Raw genomic sequence first — 16,784 nt, forward strand, 5'->3', positions numbered from 1 at the left:
TATATCATAAATGAGTTATCGTGGCCGTTGTCGCACCACGAGCGGGGTCAATGGAAAGCCTTTACCCGATACATGCGATACAAATCACCAGTAGGGTAACCGCCAGCCTCAGCTGCCCAGCCACACCATGTTCCATGTTCCGGCAGCCAGCGCCGCAAAAAGGGCAAGCCCGGCCACCAGGACACCGCCGGCCACCACCCCAAGATCCAGCGTGCTGAACGTGGATTCCCGGGCCCAGGTCCGTTGGCCACCGCCGAAACCCCGGGCTTCCATGGTCACGGCGAGCCGGGACGCGCGGCGGACGGCCTGTACCAGAAGCCCGAAGCTCTGCCCCAGGGTCGCTTTCACGCGCTGGCCCAAGCTGCCGCGGGAACCCACACCGCGTGCACGGCGCGCCATCCCGATGGTCTGCCACTCCTCGGCCATCAGCCCCACCAGGCGCATCGCGGCGAGCGTTCCCAGGACGAACCGGTGCGGCAGGCGTGCCTTCTGCGCCAGCGCGTCCGCAAGGTCGGTGGGATCCGTGCAGCTCATCAGGAGCACCGCCGGAAGCGCGATGGCAAAGCCGCGCAGCATGAAGCCGACGCCCAGCTGCAGGGAACCTTCGCTCATGGTCCAGATGCCGGCGTCGAGCAGGATCCTGCCGCTGTCCGGCGCCAGGATGGACGTGCTCCAGCCGCCCACGGCGGCGGCGATGATGAGCGGCCACCCGCGCTGCCACAGCAGGGACAGGGTGAGCCCGGCCAGGGGGAACAGCAGGAGCTCGAAAACCAGGGCCACGGAGGCCGACACCCAGTCGATGGACAGCGCCAGGACCGCGGTGATGAGCAGGACGGCCGCGAACTTGCTCAGTGGATTGGCGCGGGCCAGGAGGGCATGGTTGCCGGCCAAGGTGAGTTGCTGCCTCATGGTGCCACCGCTTCCGCCGCAGCCATCCGCAGTTCGGTCCCGCCCAAGGCTTCGGTGAACTCGGCGTCATGCGTCACGGAGACCACCGCGGTGCCGGCATCCAGGAGTTCGGACAGGAATGAGGCCAACTCAGCCCACGTGTTGGCGTCCTGCCCGAACGTGGGCTCGTCCAGGACCAGGACCTGCGGGCTGGCGGCAAGGACGGTGGCCACGGACAGCCGCCGCTTCTCGCCGCCGGAGAGCGTATAGGGGTTGGCGTCCACCAGGTGGGTGAGCCGCAGCCGCTCCAGCAGTTCGTCCACCCGGTCTTCGCCACGGCCAAGGTGCCGGGGGCCGAACAGCAGCTCATCCAGCACCTTGCCGGTCACGAACTGGTGCTCCGGCTCCTGGAACACCGTCCCCACGCGCGAAATCAATTGCTCGGCCTTCCACCGGTACGGGTCAATGCCGGCCCCGCGGCTGAGGTCCAGGGTGGCTGACACTTTTCCGGAGACCGGCTCCAGCAGCCCGGCCAGGGTCAGCGCGAACGTGGACTTGCCGGCACCGTTGGGACCTGTGACGGCGAGCGCCTGCCCGGCCCGGACCTGCGCGGCCAGGCCTTCCTGGACCGGTACCGGCGGGATCTTCCGGAAGCCCTTGCGGCGGGGACGTTCGCGGGAAACACCCAGCTGTTCGGCGGCCAGCAGCAGCTTTCCCGTGCCCGGCGCCGGGACAAGGGCGCGGGCGCGGGTTGCCGGCACGTAGCCGGGGACCCACACACCGGCTGCGGCGAGCATGGCCCGCGCCTCCGTGAGCACCCGGTCCGGCGGCCCATCCAGGAGCACGGCAGGATTGGTGCCGGAGCCCGGCTGTAGGACCACGATCCGGTCCACCAGGTCCTTCCACACGGAAACCCGGTGTTCCACCACCACCAGTGTGGCCCCGGTCTTGTCGAGGCAGCGCGCCACGGCATCGCGGACCTCCAGCACGCCGTCCGGGTCCAGGTTGGCGGTTGGCTCATCCAGCAGGATCAGGCCCGGGCGCATGGCCAGGATGCCGGCCAGCGCCAGGCGCTGCTTTTGCCCGCCGGACAGGGCCGACGTGGGGTGGTCCAGCGGCAGGTGGGACAGTCCGACGTCGGCAAGCGCCTCGTGCACCCGCGCCCAGATTTCCTCCCGCGGCACCGCAAGGTTTTCGGCACCGAAGGCGGCGTCGTCCCCCACGCGCGACAGGACCACCTGCGTCTCGGGGTCCTGCTGCATGAGCCCGGCGCGCCCGCGCTGGGCGCGGGGCACGGCGCCGTCAACCAGCAGCGAACCTGACTCGTCGGCATCCCCCGCCTCGCCGCCGTCGTCGTTAATGTCCTCCCCCAGCACCCCGGCGAGCGCATGCAGGAGCGTGGACTTGCCGGCGCCCGAGGGGCCGAGCAGGAGCACCCGCTCCCCCGGGCTGATGTCCAGGTCGAGGGCGTGGACGGCGGGCTTGACCCTGCCGGCATGCCGCCAGCCCCAGCCGCGGGCGGTGACAGCGGCAGGGCGGACCGCCGTGCCCTGGGCCATTGCCATCAGGAGAAGACAGGCTCCGTGGCAGCCTTGCGCGAGGCGAAGGAGCTCAGCACTCCTGTACGTGCCAGGCCGCGCGTGGCCACCCAGGACAGGGCGCCGGCAATGACTGCTCCGGAAATCATGCAGAAGACGATGTAGGCCAGCTTGTCACCGCCGGAGTAGGCGATGTTCCAGCCCCACGGCGCAAAGGAGTCGTTCAGGCCGCAGAAGAGACCTGCTGCCGCACCTGCCAGCAGGGATACGGGCAGGTTGAACTTGCGGTAGACGAAGATGGCGAAGATGATTTCCGCACCCAGGCCCTGGACGAAGCCGGAGAAGAGGACCGAGGCGCCGTACTGGGAGCCCATGAGCAGTTCCCCGGTGGCGGCCACGGTTTCGCAGAACAGTGCGGCCCCCGGCTTGCGGATGATCAGCATGCCCAGCACCCCCGGAATCATCCATCCGCCGGCGATGATGCCGGTCAGGGGCGGGTAGGCGGCGTTCATCGGCACGGATACTGCCGCCGCGCCTTGGGACCAGGCCCAGAAAATAACGCCGCCGGCGATGGCCACCAGCGCGGCGACGACGATGTCCACGACGCGCCAGGACTTACTGGTGGTCTTCTTGATTGCTGCAGTGCTCATTGGAATCCTCCTGGGAAACAGGAGGGGAAAGTGGACCCGGCTGACGGCCCGATGCCGTGCAGCCGCGACACTTTGAGAACTCGACTCCCTTGCGCCGGTACTAACCGGATCAGGTTCGAGGGTCTGCGGCTGTCCGCACTCTCAGCGCCCACCTGCGGTGCCCGGCGGATGCCAGGATGCCCGACGGCGGCGCTCCCCTGTCGTTTGTAGTGTTGCTTTTTGTTGGGTAAGGCTTTTGATTGCCCTTCCGGGCGTGGTCAAGTTTACACCGGGCGGGGGTAGATTGAAGGCCATGAGCGCCATTCCACCGGATGTGACCGGGTTCGATCCTGATTCCGCCGACGCCCAGCTTGAGGGGTCGCTGGAGGCACTGGTTGCCCGGGTCGAGGCGGAGGTCCGGGAGCTCCATTTCTCCGGTTTTTCGGTGGATGACGCGTTGAACCTGGGCCTGCTCCTGGTGGAACTGGGCAAGGAGCGGTCGCTTCCCATCGCGATCGACATCACCAAGGGCGAGCAGGTCCTTTTCCACGTCGCGCTTCCCGGCGCCACTCCTGACAACGGGCACTGGATCCGGGCCAAGCAGCGCACGGCCGCCCGGTACGAGGTACCGTCCCTTTTGGTGGGGCTGCGGGGCCGGCTGGGCGGCGGCCGGATCGAGGACAACGCCTGGTTCGACCAGTCCCGGTATGCAGCCCACGGCGGCTCCTTTCCTATTTATGTCACCGGCGTGGGCGCGGTGGCCACGGTCACCGTCTCCGGATTGCCGCAGCTGCAGGACCATGACCTGGTGGTGGAAGCGCTGCGCGACATCTTGGGGTCAGCCCTGTCTGACTGAACTGTCTGACTTGCCGTTGTCCGGCTTGCTACTGGGGGACCAGCGAAACCCCCCATATACAAAGACTGCTTAGCTTTTATTAGTAATCATGCTTACTATATTGTTCCCCGGGTTTCGAGGAGGACAGGGCATGGCAGTCACCATGGGCGGTCCCGCGTTCGTTCCCGTCACCAGCGCGGCAGACCAAGGAGCACCATGAGAATCCCGGAAACCAGAGGCCCCCTCAGCAGCGCCCTGTTCGAGGTCCTGGCGCAGGCTCCGGACTCCGCCGGGACGGAACTGGACGCCCTGTACCGCCTGGCCGCAGGGCAGGTGGCCGGCACCGCTGACATTATTGGCGACGAGGACATCCAGCTGGCCCTCTTCTGCCTCTACGAACTCCATTACTCCGGGCTGGACGGCGTCTCTGACCACTGGGAGTGGGAGCCCGCGGTAATCAAGGTCCGGCAGCTGCTCGAGGAACCGTTTGAGGTTGCCCTCCGCGCCGCCGCACAACAGGCCGCTGGAACCCTCGAACTGCCCGTCGACGGTGCCATGAGCAGCGACCAGGTGGCAGATGTCCTGTTCGGCCTCGCCGGCAAGGACACCGGCCCCAGCGTCTCCCGCTACGTTGCCCGGAAGGCAACCCTGGATCAGCTCAGGGAGTTCCTGGTCCACAAGTCCATGTACCAGCTGAAGGAAGCCGATCCTCACACGTGGGCCATCCCGCGCCTCAGCGGACGACCCAAAGCGGCCCTGGTGGAAATCCAGGCGGACGAATACGGCGGCGGCCGCCCCGAGCGGATGCACAGCGCGCTGTTCGCCCGGACAATGCGCGGCCTGGGCCTCGATGACAACTACGGCGCCTACGTTGACGCCGTTCCCGCCGTCTCCCTCGCATCGGTAAACCTCATGTCCCTTTGCGGACTGAACCGGCGGCTCCGCGGTGCCATCACCGGCCACCTGGCGATCTACGAAATGACCTCTTCCCAGCCCAACCGGTTCTACGGCAACGGCTTCCGCCGCCACGGTTTCGGTGCAGACGTCACGCACTACTTCGACGAGCATGTGGAGGCCGACGCCGTCCACGAACAGATCGCAGGGCGGGACCTGGCCGGCGGGCTCGTCGAAGCCGAGCCGGAACTCCTCGCGGACGTCCTGTTCGGGGCGACGGCGGTCATGGCCATCGACGGCCGGCTCTCCGCCCACCTCCTGTCCTCGTGGGAAGCCGGGACATCATCGCTGCGGGCGGCCGTGCCGGCGGCAGCGTGACGGGCCGAGCGGTGCAGGACCTGCACGGCGTGACCCCCGGGGCGGAGTACATCCTTCCCCTGCGCTGGAGTGAAGACTCCGGCCTGGCTGATCTGTCGGACTACCTCCGGCGCCTCGTGGCCTGGATCCCGGTCACCGTGGTGGACGGCTCCGCCCCCCACCTCTTCGAACGCCACCGCGCCGCGTTTCCCGCCGCCGTGCGCCACCTCTGCCCGGACTCCGATGGTTCCCCGGGCCAGAACGCTTTCCCGGACCGCCCCGTCGTCGGGCGCGACGCCCACAACGGAAAGGTGGCGGGCGTGATGACGGGCATCCGCGCCTCCAGCGCGGAGTTCCTTGTCATTGCCGATGACGACGTCCGCTACACGCGCGAGGCCCTCGCCGCCGTCGTCCATCACCTTGCATCCGCGGACCTGGTGCGGCCGCAGAACTACTTCGACCCCCGCCCGTGGCACGCCTTGTGGGACACGGCCAGGACGCTGCTCAACCGCGCATGGTCCGCCGACTATCCCGGAACGCTGGGAGTCCGCCGCAGCGCACTCCTGGCCACCGGCGGCTATGACGGTGTCCTGTTCGAGAACCTGGAGCTCATCCGGACCGTCAAGGCCGCCGGCGGTAGGGAACGGATCCTGCCCGGCCTGTTCGTGGCCCGGCGGCCGCCAACTGCCCGGCACTTCCTGCGCCAACGCATACGGCAGGCGTACGACGATTTTGCCCAGCCGCGGCGGCTTGCCGCCGAGCTTGCCCTGCTCCCGGCAGTCATCGGGGCAGCACTTTTTCCTGCCCGAGCAAGGCGGAACGCCCTCCTGGGGCTGGCCGGCGCGGCCGTCACCTGCGCGGAAATTGGTCGACGGCGGCACCACGGGACCGCCGTCTTTCCCGCCTCGGCAGCGTGGTTTGCGCCGCTTTGGGCACTGGAGCGGGCCGTGTGCGTCTGGCTGGCGGCCGCCTTCAGGCTGGCTGGCGGGGTCCCCTACGCAGGCAGCAGGATCAGGACGGCGGCGCACTCGGAGGCGGAACTCCGGCGGCGCCATGCTGGAAAGCTCCGCCGGGTGACCGGCAACCAGGAAGCAACGACGAAAGCGGTGCAGGGATGAACCCCGGACAGCATGGAACAGAAGCCCACATGGATCAGGAAGCAGCCAGCTCCATCGTGGTGTGCCCGGACGGGCCCCTGATTATCAGGGGCGAGTTTGAGATCGTCACCCCGTCCGGGGACGCCGTGCCCCGCGACCGCAAGACCGTTGCCTTGTGCCGCTGCGGGGCCTCGGCCATCAAGCCGTACTGCGACGGCACGCACAAGATGATCAAGTTCCGAACCGAGCCGCCCGCCGGTTAGTCCAACAGGCTGTTAGTCCAATAAGCCGCCTGCAGCACGCCACGCCCTTGCCCGGACCGGCACGGGGGTACGGCTAGGCTGGAGGCAGTCCGTTTTCCGCCCGCAAGGAGTAATAGGAATGAACCTTTTCATCAAGCTGCTCGGGACCGGGGTGAGCCTGGGTGCAGGCCTGGTCGGTACCAAGCTCGTCAACACCATCTGGGAAAAGACCACCGGGCAGAAGGCCCCCACCGGCAAGAACGAGGACGTCCCCACCAGCCTGCGTTCGGCGTTGACCTTCGCGCTGATCTCGGCGTCGGTGAGCGCCATCATCCAGGTCCTGGCCAACCGCGGCACCCAGCGCGCCATCACCAGGTTCGCCAAGACTCAGGACATCGTCTAGCGTCAAGCGCTACCGGCCGCCGTCGGGGCTGTCCGTCCGGGCAGCCTCGGCGGCGGCTTTTTGCACTACGGCCTCCAGCTCGTCGGCCGTGAGCAGTTCCCGGTGCAGGTGCTTGGTGCGGTACCCGGCGCGGCCCACCATGTGCGCGGACACTGGAACGGTGAGCAGCTGGAAGATCCAGGCCACCGCCAGGACCGGCCACACCCACCACGTCCGCATCTGCAGCCCAATGGCCGCCAGCAGCAGGAACAGGCCCAGGACCTGCGGTTTGGTGGCCGCGTGCATGCGGCTCAGCAGGTCCGGGAAGCGGAGCAGGCCAATTGCCGCACCCAGGGACAGGAGTGCCCCCGCCACCATGAAGACGGCGGACACGGCGTCGATCCAGCCGTCGGGACCGGAGAGGTCAGGATTCATCAGGCTTCACCCTTCGGTCCGCCACGAAACGGGCCACGGTCACGGATCCGATGAAACCGATGATGGAAATGGCCACGACCAGCATGAGGTTGTTCAGGTGCCGGTTCACGGCCATGTCGATGCACAGGGCCCCGGCCAGGATGGCCAGCAGCACATCGGCCGCCAGCACCCGGTCCAGCAGCGACGGGCCACGGGAGATCCGCAGGATGGCGCCGGCCGCGGCAAGCGAGAAGATGACGGCTGTAACAGCCAGGACAACGTGCATCATGCGGCGGCCTCCATTCGGACGGCTTCGAGTTCCTCAGGGCTGCCCATGATGCGGATCAGGCCGGCTTCGATGGACCGCACTTCGTTCCGCAGGCCCTCCACGTCCTGCTTGGAGGTGATGTTGAGCGCGTGCAGGTACAGGGTGGATGTGGAGCGGTCCACCTCCACCACCAGGGATCCCGGGATCAGGGAGATCACGTGGCCGGTGGCGGTGACGATCAGGTCCTGGTGGCTGCGCAGCTTCACCGCGACGACGGCGTTGGTCACCTTGGGGCCGCGGACCGTGGCCAGGTACAGGACCTGGGCGCTGGCCACCACCACTTTGCCCACGAACGCCAGCGCAAAGGGCACGGCGTGGAGGATGTTGAAGCGGCCGCTGAGCTCCACCGGCGGAAGGTAGAAGAGCCGGGCGACGCCCACCGCCAGCAGGGCCCCGAACAGGAGGTTCCCGGGGCTGAAATCCTGCCAGAGGGCGCCCCAGACAATCACCAGCCACACCAGGAGGGGCAACTCCTGGCGCAGGGAAATGCGTTTGCGGCTCATCGCACTCCTCCCACCGCAGTTGTGGCCGGGATGGGGACATCACTGCCCAGGACCGCCTGGATGTACGGGGACCGGTCCAGCATGTCCCGCGCGGCCCGGTCCGAAAGCCCGAACAGCGGACCCGCAAAGACGGTCAGGGCAACGCCGAGCACCACCAGGCCCAAGGTAGAGCCCACCATGGTGCGCGGCAGGAGCGTCACGGTGCTGCTGAGCTTGGCACCCGGTCCGGCCACCCTGGCCGCCGGGTGGGCAAGCAGCACCGGATCAGGATGTTCGGCGTCCGTGGGGCGGCGCCAGAATGCGCGGTTCCATACCCTGGCGATGGCCAGCAGCGTCAGGAGGCTGGTCACCACCCCGCCGATCACCAGCGCATACGCCAGCGGCGTTCCCAGTTCAACGCCGGCCTGCAGCAGCCCCACCTTGCCGAGGAAGCCGGAAAACGGTGGGATGCCGGCCAGGTTCATGCCGGGGATGAAGAAGAGCAGCGCCAGCAGGGGCGACAGTTTGGCCAGGCCGCCCAGCCGGTCCACGGACGAGCTGCCGCCGCGCCGCTCGATCAGGCCCGTGACCAGGAAGAGGCTGGTCTGGATGGTGATGTGGTGGGCCACGTAGAACACGGCAGCGGCCAGCCCGGCGACGGAGGACATGGCCAGCCCGAACACCATGTAGCCGATGTGGCTGACCAGGGTGAACGACAGGAGCCGCTTGATGTCGCTTTGGGCCAGGGCGCCCAGGATGCCCACCACCATGGTCAGCAGCGCAGCCACCATCAAAGGGGTGTTCAGGGTGTCCCCCGGGAACAGCAGGGTTTCGGTCCGGACCATGGCGTACACGCCCACCTTGGTGAGCAGCCCCGCGAACACGGCGGTGACGGGTGCCGGCGCGGTGGGGTAGGAGTCAGGGAGCCAGAAGGACAGCGGGAAGACGGCAGCCTTGATGCCGAACGCCACGAGCAGCATGACGTGAAGCAGGGTCTTGGTGCCCTGGTCCAGTTCGCCCAGCTTGATGGCCAGGTCCGCCATGTTGACCGTTCCGGTGGCTCCGTAGACCATGGCGATGGAGATCAAGAACAGCACCGAGGACACCACGGACACCACCACGTAGGTGACGCCCGCCCGGATGCGCGGGCCGGTGCCGCCCAGGGTCATCAGAACGTAGCTGGCGGTCAGCAGGATCTCGAAGCCGACGTAAAGGTTGAACAGGTCCCCGGACAGGAACGCATTGGACACCCCCGCCACCAGGATCAGATAGGTGGGGTGGAAGATCGAGACCGGGGCGTCGTGGTCGCCGTCGGCCATGCCCTGCCCCGTGGCGTACACCAGCACGGCCAGGCTGATCGCGGAGGACACCACCAGCATCAGGGATGAGAACTGGTCCACCACCATGACGATCCCCCACGGCGGCAGCCAGCCGCCGATGGTCACCGCTGCGGTCCCGCCGTTCCACGCCGACGCCAGCAGGAGGCATTCCAGCGTAAGGGTCAGCGAGAGCAGGGCGATGCTGACCGTGCGCTGGGCCCGGGTGTGCCGGATCAGCAGGAAGGTCAGGGCGGCGCCCAGGATGGGAAGTACGACGGCGAGCGGGGCAAAGCTTGCGATGTTCACTTTCCGCCTCCTTCCGTGCTGGCGTCGATGTTGAGTGAGCCGGGCTTTTCCTCCGCGGCGGCATGCATCTCCAGGCCGCCGGCCACGACGGTGGCCACCGGCTGGCCCGTTTCCGGGCCCCCATTCCCGCCGGACGTTGCGTGGTTTGAGACGTCCCGGCCGTCCGATCCCAGCATGGTGAGCGGGAACTCGGAGGTTTCTGCCGGCACTTCCGCGTCATCCTCGGCGTCGAAGCTGGGGGTTGCCGCCACGCGGCGGTCTTCCAGGTCGTCCTGGATGTCGTCCTGCCGCGCCAGCACCCAGGTGCGGTAGATGATGCCGAGCATGAACGCCGTGACAGCGAAGGAGATGACGATCGAGGTCAGGATCAGGGCCTGCGGCAGCGGATCGTTGTAGTCCTGTGCGGGCGTGTCCTTGGCGAACAACGGCGCCAGGCCCGCGTATCCCCCGGTGGCCAGGATCAGGAGGTTGGTGGCGTTGGCCAGGAGCATCAGCCCCAGCAGCACCCGGGTGAGGCTGCGTTCCAGGATCAGGTAGATGCCGCAGGCATACAGGGCGCCCATGACGATCAGCAGGGTCAGGTTGACGCTCATGCGTGGCCCTTTGCGGTGGTCTCGGCGGGCACGGTGTGGGCCGGCATGGTCTGGGCCGGGACGGTGTCGGGCTCCAGCGGCGGTTCAGGATCGCGTTCAGCTTCCAGTTCCGGCTGCACCGGACGGTCCTCCTCCGGCTCGTCCTGGTGCGCGGGCGCGGCGGACCGCTCCTCCATGTGCTCGTCGATCTCGGCGCCGAGGCTGCGGAGCACGTCAAGCACCAGCCCCACCACCACGATGTACACGCCGATGTCGAAGATGGTGGAGGTGACGAATTTGATGTCGCCGAAGACGGGCAGCCAGACCTGGATGATGGCGGACTGGAACACCTGGCCGCCCAGCAGCAGGGGCACCACCCCGGACACGGCAGCCAGGGCCAGGCCCGTGCCCAGCAGCGCACCGGCGCTCAGCGGCGCAGCTTCCCGCAGTTCGAACCGTCCGCCGGCCAGGTAGCGGATGGTCAGCGCCAGCCCGGCGGTGAGGCCGCCGGCGAAACCGCCGCCCGGCAGGTTGTGCCCGGCCAGCAGCAGGTAGAGCGAGAAGATGATCATCGAGTGGAAGATCAGGCGGGTGACCACTTCGAAGATGATGGAGCGCCGTTCGGGAGCCAGGGTCCGGCCGGCCACGATCCAGGGATCGCGGGCGGCGGCTGCGAACTTCCGGCTGATGGCCAGGGCCGCGCCGTCGCGGGAGCCGGGGTCCACGCCGTGATGCCGCCCCACCGTGCCTTCGGCAACGGAGGCGGAGGTCTGGAGGCGGTCGCCGCGGCCGCGGATGAAGATCAGGCTGGCCACGCCGGTGGCGGCGAGCGCCAGGACGCTGATCTCGCCGAACGTGTCCCAGGCGCGGATGTCCACCAGGGTCACGTTGACCACGTTGAGGCCGCCGCCGCCCTCGTAGGCAAGCTGCGGGAACTGCAGTGACACCGGAATGGCGGTCCGGGCGCCCATCGCAAAGATCGCCGCGAAGACCATGGTCACGCCGAATCCCAGGCCGATGATGACGCGCACCACCCGGTATTTGCCGCCCGTGCGGTCCCGCAGTTCGGGCGGCAGGCTGCGCATGGCCAGGACGAACGCCACCAGGATGATGGTTTCCACCAGCATCTGGGTCAGGGCCAGGTCCGGTGCGCGCTGCAGGGCGAACACCAGCGCGATGCCGTAGCCGGTCACGGACACCATCAGCACGGCAAGGAACCGTTTGTTCGCCTTGACGGCGGCCAGGGCGCCGATCACGATGCCCACGCCCGCCACGAGCTGAAGCGGGGAGTTCGGGTCCACCAGGTAGACGTCCTGCGGCAGGGCATTTCCGCCCAGGAGGATGGCCGTCAGCGGCAGGACGAACGCCACGCTGAGGATCACCGCAAGGTAGAAATACAGTGAACCGCGCTGGGTCCGGCCTGTAATCCACACCGCAACGTCGTCCAGGGCGCCGATGGTCAGCTGGTAGCCGCGGTCGCCGTCCACCCAGGCCGGAACCAGGGACTGGACACGGGCCACCGCGTTGCGGCCAAAGTACATCGCCGCGCCCAGCACGAAGGTGACCGCCGTCAGCCCAAGGGCCGGGGTCAGCCCGTGCCACAACGCAAGGTGACCCGCCTGCTCAGCCGGAGTGCCGGCGTCGGGCGCTGTGGAAGCGAACAGTGCCGCGTACGGCTGGATCCACGCGTCCACCGGCACCGGCCAGAGCCCATAGGCGATGGTCAGGACGCTGAGGACCGCAGGCGCGGCGAGGAAGGAGGGCGTAATCGCTTTGAAAGGGGTGGGGTCGACGCCGGGCTTGGCGGCGAACGCCCCCCACATAAAGCGGGCGCTGTAGGCGAAGGTCAGGATGGATCCCACCACCAGCCCGGCCAGGACCACCATGCCCCAGAGTCCGGAGTGCGGGTCCGCAGCATGGTGGACGAACGCTTCCAGCACGGATTCCTTGGCGACGAAGCCGCCCAGCAGCGGAACGCCCGCCATGGAGGCGGCGCCGATACCGGCCACGATGCCCAGCGCACGGGAGGAACGGAAGACGCCGGACAGTTTGCGCACGTCGCGGGTCCCGGACTGGTGGTCGATGATGCCCACCACCAGGAAGAGGGTGGCTTTGAACAGGCCGTGGGCCAGCAGCATGGCCAGGCCCGCCAGCGCGGCGTCGGGCGTGCCCAAGCCCACCACCATGGTGAGGAAGCCGAGCTGGCTGACGGTGCCGTACGCCAGGATCAGCTTGATGTCGGTCTGCCGCAGTGCCCGGTACCCGCCCACCAGCATGGTGGCCAGGCCCAGCCCCAGGACCACAGGCTGCCAGTACGCTGTCTCCGAGAACCCAGGGGCGAGCCGCGCCACCAGGTAAATGCCTGCCTTCACCATCGCCGCGGCATGCAGGTAGGCGCTGACAGGAGTGGGCGCAGCCATGGCGCCGGGGAGCCAGAAGTGGAACGGCACCAGCGCGGACTTGGTGATTGCACCCACCAGGATCAGGACGACGGCGGCGCCCACCATGCTGCCGGACGTCCCGGAAACGAGCGCGGGGGCCTGTTCCAGGATGCCGGAGATACGGTACGTGCCGGCGGTGTAGCCCAGCATGATCAGGCCCACCAGCATGGCCAGGCCGCCGGCGGTGGTGACCATCAGTGCCTGGAGGGCGGAACGGCGGGCGGCCAGCCGGGTCCGGGCAAAGCCAATCAGCAGGTAGGAAAGGATGGTGGTCAGTTCCCAGAAGATGAACAGCAGCAGCAGGTCATCCGCCACCACGAGCCCGAACATGGCCCCGGCGAACGCCAGCAGCTGGGCGCCAAACCCGCCCAGGTCCTGGTCTTCCCTTTTGAAGTACCGGGCGCAGTAGACCAGCACCAGGGCGCCGACGCCAAGCACCAGCAGGGACATGACCCACGCCAGCGCGTCCATGCGGAAGGCGAATTCCAGGTGGAGGCTGGGGATCCAGTCGAAGGCTTCGGTGACGGCCCCGGACCCTGAGTAGATGGGGTTGTGCTGGAACATCAGCCAGCCGAAGGAAACCCCCGGAACAGCGGCCAGCGCGTAGAAGGCGTTGCGGCCCCACAGCCTGAAGAGGAAGGGCGCGAGGACAGCCACCGAAAAGTGCACGGCAAGGACTGTGATCACTGTATTCTCCGCAACGTCAGGAATTCGATTGTCAAAAGTTGGAGCAGGCGGCAAAAAGTAAGGTCCGGGAGGGTTCAGTTTACCAAGGGCCGTCAGGTATCCTGCCTCTTCCGTGGCTCAAGGGCAGGCGGAATCCCCGCCACCAAGGGCCCGTCGTCCCAAGGGTGTTCGCCACAGGCGGATACGATGCATCGTATGAACAGCGCCAGCGCTCCGGGAGCAATGCAGCCTGCCTCGGAACTCGAAACCGGACCCGGGAAATCCAGCAAGGGCCGGGTGCTGGCCTGGGCTTCCTGGGACTGGGGCTCGGCGGCCTTCAACGCCGTGATGACCACATTCGTGTTCACCGTCTACCTGACGTCCAACGCTTTCGGCGGCGAGGACAATGCTTCGGCGGTCCTGGGCGCGGCACTGGCCGTTGCCGGGTTTGCCATCGCGCTGCTGGCGCCGGTCACCGGCCAGCGCTCTGATGCGGGCGGCCGGCGGAAGCTGTGGCTGGGGGTGAACTCGGCCGCCGTCGCCATCCTTACGGCCCTGTGCTTCTTCGTGTTCCCGCACCCGGAATTCCTGCTCCTGGGTGTATCGCTGATCGCGCTGGGCAACGTGTTCTTCGAATTCGCCGGCGTCAACTACAACGCCATGCTGGCCCAGGTCTCCACGCCGCACAACATCGGAAAAGTCAGCGGCTTCGGCTGGGGCGCGGGCTACCTCGGCGGCATCGTGGCCCTCCTGATCGTCCTGCAGCTGTTCGTGCAGCCGGCCTTCGACTGGTTCGGCGCGTCCACCCAGGACAGCCTCAACATCCGGCTGGTGGCAGTCTTCTCCGCCCTGTGGTTCCTCGTCTTCGCGCTCCCGGTCCTGTTTGCCGTCCCCGAGCTGCCCCGGTCCGCCCAGGCCGCCCGGCTCGGGTTCTTCGCCAGCTACGGGCTGTTGTTCCGGCGGATCAAGGCGATCTACGCCACCAGCCCGCACACCATCTACTTCCTGCTGGCCAGTGCCGTGTTCCGCGACGGCCTCGCCGCCGTCTTCACGTTTGGCGGCATCATCGCCGCCGGCACTTTCGGCTTTGCCCTCTCCCAGGTCATTTTCTTCGCCATCTTCGGGAACGTGGTGGCGGCGGTGGGTGCGGTGATCGGTGGCTTCCTGGATGACAAGGTTGGCCCGAAAGCCGTGATCACCGGTTCCCTGGTGGGGCTGCTGATCGCCGGAACGGCCATCCTGGCCCTGGGCAACGGGAACTATGTCTTCTTCGGCATGAAATGGGCCGGCAGCACCACGTTCTGGGTGTTCGGGCTCTTCCTCTGCCTGTTCGTCGGGCCCGCCCAGTCCGCGTCCCGCGCCTACCTGGCCCGGCTCGCGCCGCATGGCGAATCCGGCGAACTGTTTGGCCTTTATGCCACCACCGGCCGCGCCGTCAGCTTCCTGGCCCCGGCCCTGTTCACGCTCTGCATCACGGTGGCAACGCCGCTGGTGCCCGCCGGGCAGGCACAGCGGTGGGGCATCCTCGGCATCATGGTCGTCCTCCTGGCCGGGCTCCTGGTGCTGCTGCCGGTGAAGTCCCCGGAGAAGGCACCCATCGCGGTGGTCCCCGCCAGCTGAAGACACCCTCCGGGTCCTCTGCCAAGGCCCGGCCAAGGGTTGCCAGGCAGACTAGGCTGGACGTATGAACGTGGACGAAACCAACCTTCCCGGCCTGGGCCGCAGGAAGGATTTCATGACCGCTTCCGGGCGCCGCATCGGCGTCGTCGAGCGGCGGGAAGGCCAGACGGAACTGATCGTTTCCACCTGGGACGACCCCGATACCTGCCAGGCTTCCATTCCACTCACCAGTGATGAAGCCGCCACACTGGGCAACCTCCTGGGCGGCACGCACCTGGCCATGAAGCTCACTGAGGAACACAAAGACGTTCCGGGCATCGTCACCCGGCAGTTCTCCATCGCCGCGGATTCCCCGTTCCAGAACCAGCCCATGGGCAAGGCGTGCATCCGCACCCGGTGCGGCGTATCCATCGTGGCCATCATGCGCGAAGGCGAAGTACTGCCTTCGCCCGGGCCAGACGTCGTGCTGCACCCCGGCGACCTGCTCGTGGCGGTTGGCACCCAGGAAGGCCTCGACTCAGCGGCCGATATCCTGCGCCACGGTTAGTTCCTATGGACCCGTTGGCCCTGACCCTCATTGAACTGGGGGCCGTTGTGTTCTGCCTGGGCCTGCTGGCCAGGCTGGCCGGACGGATCGGAATGTCGCCCATCCCGCTCTACCTGCTGGGCGGCCTGGCTTTTGGCGCCGGCGGGATCGTCAAGCTCGAAGGCATGCATGAGTTCGCACATCTCTCCGGCGAGATCGGCGTCATCCTGCTGCTGCTTATGCTCGGACTGGAATATACCGCGTCCGAGCTTTTCACCGGCCTGCGCCGGTCCTGGCAGGCCGGCGTCCTGGACCTGGTCCTGAACTTCCTGCCCGGCGCCGGACTCGCCCTGCTCCTGGGCTGGGGCGGCGTGGGGGCCATGGTCATGGGCGGTGTCACGTACATTTCCTCGTCAGGCATCGCCGCCAAGGTCATTACCGACCTCGGGCGCCTTGGTAACCGCGAAACCCCAGTGGTGCTGTCCATCCTGGTCTTCGAGGACCTGGCGATGGCCGTCTACCTGCCCATCCTCACTGCCACGCTCGCGGGCGTGAGCTTCCTGGGCGGGCTCACCACGGTGGGAATCGCCCTGGCCGTCGTCAGCCTGGTGCTCATGGTGGCGCTGCGGCACGGACACCACGTCTCCAAGGCCGTGCACAGCGAGAACTCCGAAGTCTTCCTGCTCAACGTCCTCGGGGCCGCCCTGCTGGTGGCGGGGGCCGCGTCAGCCATGCAGGTTTCAGCCGCGGTGGGGGCCTTCATGCTGGGCATCGCCATCTCGGGCGCCACTGCCCACAACGCCACGCGGATCCTTGAGCCGCTGCGGGACCTGTTCGCCGCCATCTTCTTCGTGGCCTTCGGGCTCAACACCGACCCCTCATCCATTCCCCCGGTCCTGGGCTGGGCCCTGGTCCTGGCGGCAGCCACCACGGCCACCAAAATGGCCACCGGGATCTGGGCCGCCAAACGCGCCGGCATCGCCAGGCCCGGCCGGTTCCGCGCAGGCGCCGCGCTCGTTGCCCGCGGCGAATTCTCCATCGTGATCGCCGGCCTGGCCGTTGCTTCGGGAGTGGTCCCGCATGAGCTCGCGGCGCTGGCCACAGCGTACGTGCTGCTGATGGCAGTACTGGGCCCGCTGGCCGCACGCTACGTGGAAGCGCTGGCCAGGCCGTTCCTCCGCAGGCCGGCCGTCGCCCCACAGCTCTAGGCCACACCAGCGCTCCGGGCTGCTGTGGCCTGACTGCGTA

17 protein-coding genes and 1 riboswitch are annotated in these 16,784 nt (G+C 67.7%); of the genes, 8 read left to right on the forward strand and 9 right to left on the reverse strand.

The window, feature by feature from the left end; genetic code table 11:
* Window positions 1-108 precede the first annotated feature (108 nt).
* Genes FBY36_RS07325 through FBY36_RS07335 form a run of 3 tightly spaced genes read right to left on the reverse strand, consistent with a single transcriptional unit; the run spans window position 109 to window position 3,076 of the window.
* Window positions 109-909 (reverse strand): energy-coupling factor transporter transmembrane component T family protein, encoded by an 801-nt coding sequence (locus FBY36_RS07325; RefSeq protein WP_142118182.1) that lies wholly within the window; start codon window positions 907-909, stop codon window positions 109-111.
* Window positions 906-2,453 carry an ABC transporter ATP-binding protein gene (locus tag FBY36_RS07330; RefSeq protein WP_142118184.1) on the reverse strand — a complete coding sequence of 516 codons (1,548 nt, stop codon included), beginning with the start codon at window positions 2,451-2,453 and terminating at the stop codon, window positions 906-908. Before FBY36_RS07330 ends, FBY36_RS07325 begins: the two co-directional genes overlap by 4 nt.
* Window positions 2,453-3,076, reverse strand: coding sequence for an ECF transporter S component (locus FBY36_RS07335; RefSeq protein ID WP_142029339.1), 624 nt, complete (start codon window positions 3,074-3,076; stop codon window positions 2,453-2,455). The genes FBY36_RS07330 and FBY36_RS07335 overlap by 1 nt, the downstream gene beginning before the upstream one ends.
* Before the next feature lie 68 nt (window positions 3,077-3,144).
* Window positions 3,145-3,285, reverse strand: a riboswitch (TPP riboswitch).
* A gap of 83 nt (window positions 3,286-3,368) precedes the next feature.
* On the opposite strand from FBY36_RS07335, the gene FBY36_RS07340 reads away from it, so the two are divergent.
* The 5 genes from FBY36_RS07340 (at window position 3,369) to FBY36_RS07360 (ending at window position 6,883) form a co-directional block, all read left to right on the forward strand.
* Complete coding sequence (locus FBY36_RS07340) at window positions 3,369-3,911, forward strand: heme-degrading domain-containing protein (protein WP_142118186.1); 543 nt, start codon at window positions 3,369-3,371, stop codon at window positions 3,909-3,911.
* Between the two features lie 195 nt (window positions 3,912-4,106).
* Window positions 4,107-5,162: an iron-containing redox enzyme family protein gene (locus FBY36_RS07345; RefSeq protein WP_142118187.1), complete on the forward strand. Its 1,056-nt coding sequence runs from the start codon at window positions 4,107-4,109 to the stop codon at window positions 5,160-5,162.
* Complete coding sequence (locus FBY36_RS07350; protein WP_327436691.1) at window positions 5,111-6,259, forward strand: glycosyltransferase; 1,149 nt, start codon at window positions 5,111-5,113, stop codon at window positions 6,257-6,259. The genes FBY36_RS07345 and FBY36_RS07350 overlap by 52 nt, the downstream gene beginning before the upstream one ends.
* Before the next feature lie 29 nt (window positions 6,260-6,288).
* Window positions 6,289-6,501, forward strand: coding sequence for a CDGSH iron-sulfur domain-containing protein (locus FBY36_RS07355; protein ID WP_056331533.1), 213 nt, complete (start codon window positions 6,289-6,291; stop codon window positions 6,499-6,501).
* A gap of 118 nt (window positions 6,502-6,619) precedes the next feature.
* Entirely contained in the window at window positions 6,620-6,883 is a 264-nt protein-coding gene (locus FBY36_RS07360; protein WP_142118189.1) for a DUF4235 domain-containing protein, read from the forward strand.
* A 9-nt stretch (window positions 6,884-6,892) separates the two neighbouring features.
* Here FBY36_RS07360 and mnhG read toward each other — a convergent pair whose 3' ends face one another.
* Genes mnhG through FBY36_RS07390 form a run of 6 tightly spaced genes read right to left on the reverse strand, consistent with a single transcriptional unit; the run spans window position 6,893 to window position 13,411 of the window.
* On the reverse strand, window positions 6,893-7,297 hold the full coding sequence (gene mnhG, locus FBY36_RS07365; RefSeq protein ID WP_142118191.1) for a monovalent cation/H(+) antiporter subunit G: 405 nt from the start codon (window positions 7,295-7,297) through the stop codon (window positions 6,893-6,895).
* The gene (locus FBY36_RS07370) at window positions 7,287-7,565 is read right to left on the reverse strand and encodes a monovalent cation/H+ antiporter complex subunit F (protein ID WP_142118193.1); all 279 of its coding nucleotides are present in this window, start codon (window positions 7,563-7,565) and stop codon (window positions 7,287-7,289) included. The genes mnhG and FBY36_RS07370 overlap by 11 nt, the downstream gene beginning before the upstream one ends.
* On the reverse strand, window positions 7,562-8,107 hold the full coding sequence (locus FBY36_RS07375) for a Na+/H+ antiporter subunit E (RefSeq protein WP_142118195.1): 546 nt from the start codon (window positions 8,105-8,107) through the stop codon (window positions 7,562-7,564). The genes FBY36_RS07370 and FBY36_RS07375 overlap by 4 nt, the downstream gene beginning before the upstream one ends.
* On the reverse strand, window positions 8,104-9,711 hold the full coding sequence (locus FBY36_RS07380; RefSeq protein ID WP_142118197.1) for a Na+/H+ antiporter subunit D: 1,608 nt from the start codon (window positions 9,709-9,711) through the stop codon (window positions 8,104-8,106). The genes FBY36_RS07375 and FBY36_RS07380 overlap by 4 nt, the downstream gene beginning before the upstream one ends.
* Window positions 9,708-10,304: a Na(+)/H(+) antiporter subunit C gene (locus FBY36_RS07385; RefSeq protein ID WP_142118199.1), complete on the reverse strand. Its 597-nt coding sequence runs from the start codon at window positions 10,302-10,304 to the stop codon at window positions 9,708-9,710. The genes FBY36_RS07380 and FBY36_RS07385 overlap by 4 nt, the downstream gene beginning before the upstream one ends.
* Complete coding sequence (locus FBY36_RS07390; RefSeq protein ID WP_142118201.1) at window positions 10,301-13,411, reverse strand: Na+/H+ antiporter subunit A; 3,111 nt, start codon at window positions 13,409-13,411, stop codon at window positions 10,301-10,303. Before FBY36_RS07390 ends, FBY36_RS07385 begins: the two co-directional genes overlap by 4 nt.
* A 195-nt stretch (window positions 13,412-13,606) precedes the next feature.
* Between FBY36_RS07390 and FBY36_RS07395 the strand changes: the two genes are divergently transcribed.
* The 3 genes from FBY36_RS07395 to FBY36_RS07405 all read left to right on the forward strand — a co-directional run bounded on the left by FBY36_RS07395 (window position 13,607) and on the right by FBY36_RS07405 (window position 16,744).
* Complete coding sequence (locus FBY36_RS07395; RefSeq protein WP_142118203.1) at window positions 13,607-15,010, forward strand: MFS transporter; 1,404 nt, start codon at window positions 13,607-13,609, stop codon at window positions 15,008-15,010.
* 64 nt (window positions 15,011-15,074) lie between these two features.
* Window positions 15,075-15,557, forward strand: coding sequence for a cation:proton antiporter regulatory subunit (locus FBY36_RS07400; RefSeq protein WP_056331515.1), 483 nt, complete (start codon window positions 15,075-15,077; stop codon window positions 15,555-15,557).
* 5 nt (window positions 15,558-15,562) lie between these two features.
* Entirely contained in the window at window positions 15,563-16,744 is a 1,182-nt protein-coding gene (locus FBY36_RS07405; protein ID WP_056331513.1) for a cation:proton antiporter, read from the forward strand.
* Window positions 16,745-16,784 lie beyond the last annotated feature (40 nt).

Origin of the sequence: Arthrobacter sp. SLBN-122, assembly GCF_006715165.1 — a bacterium.
Lineage (GTDB): Bacteria > Actinomycetota > Actinomycetes > Actinomycetales > Micrococcaceae > Arthrobacter.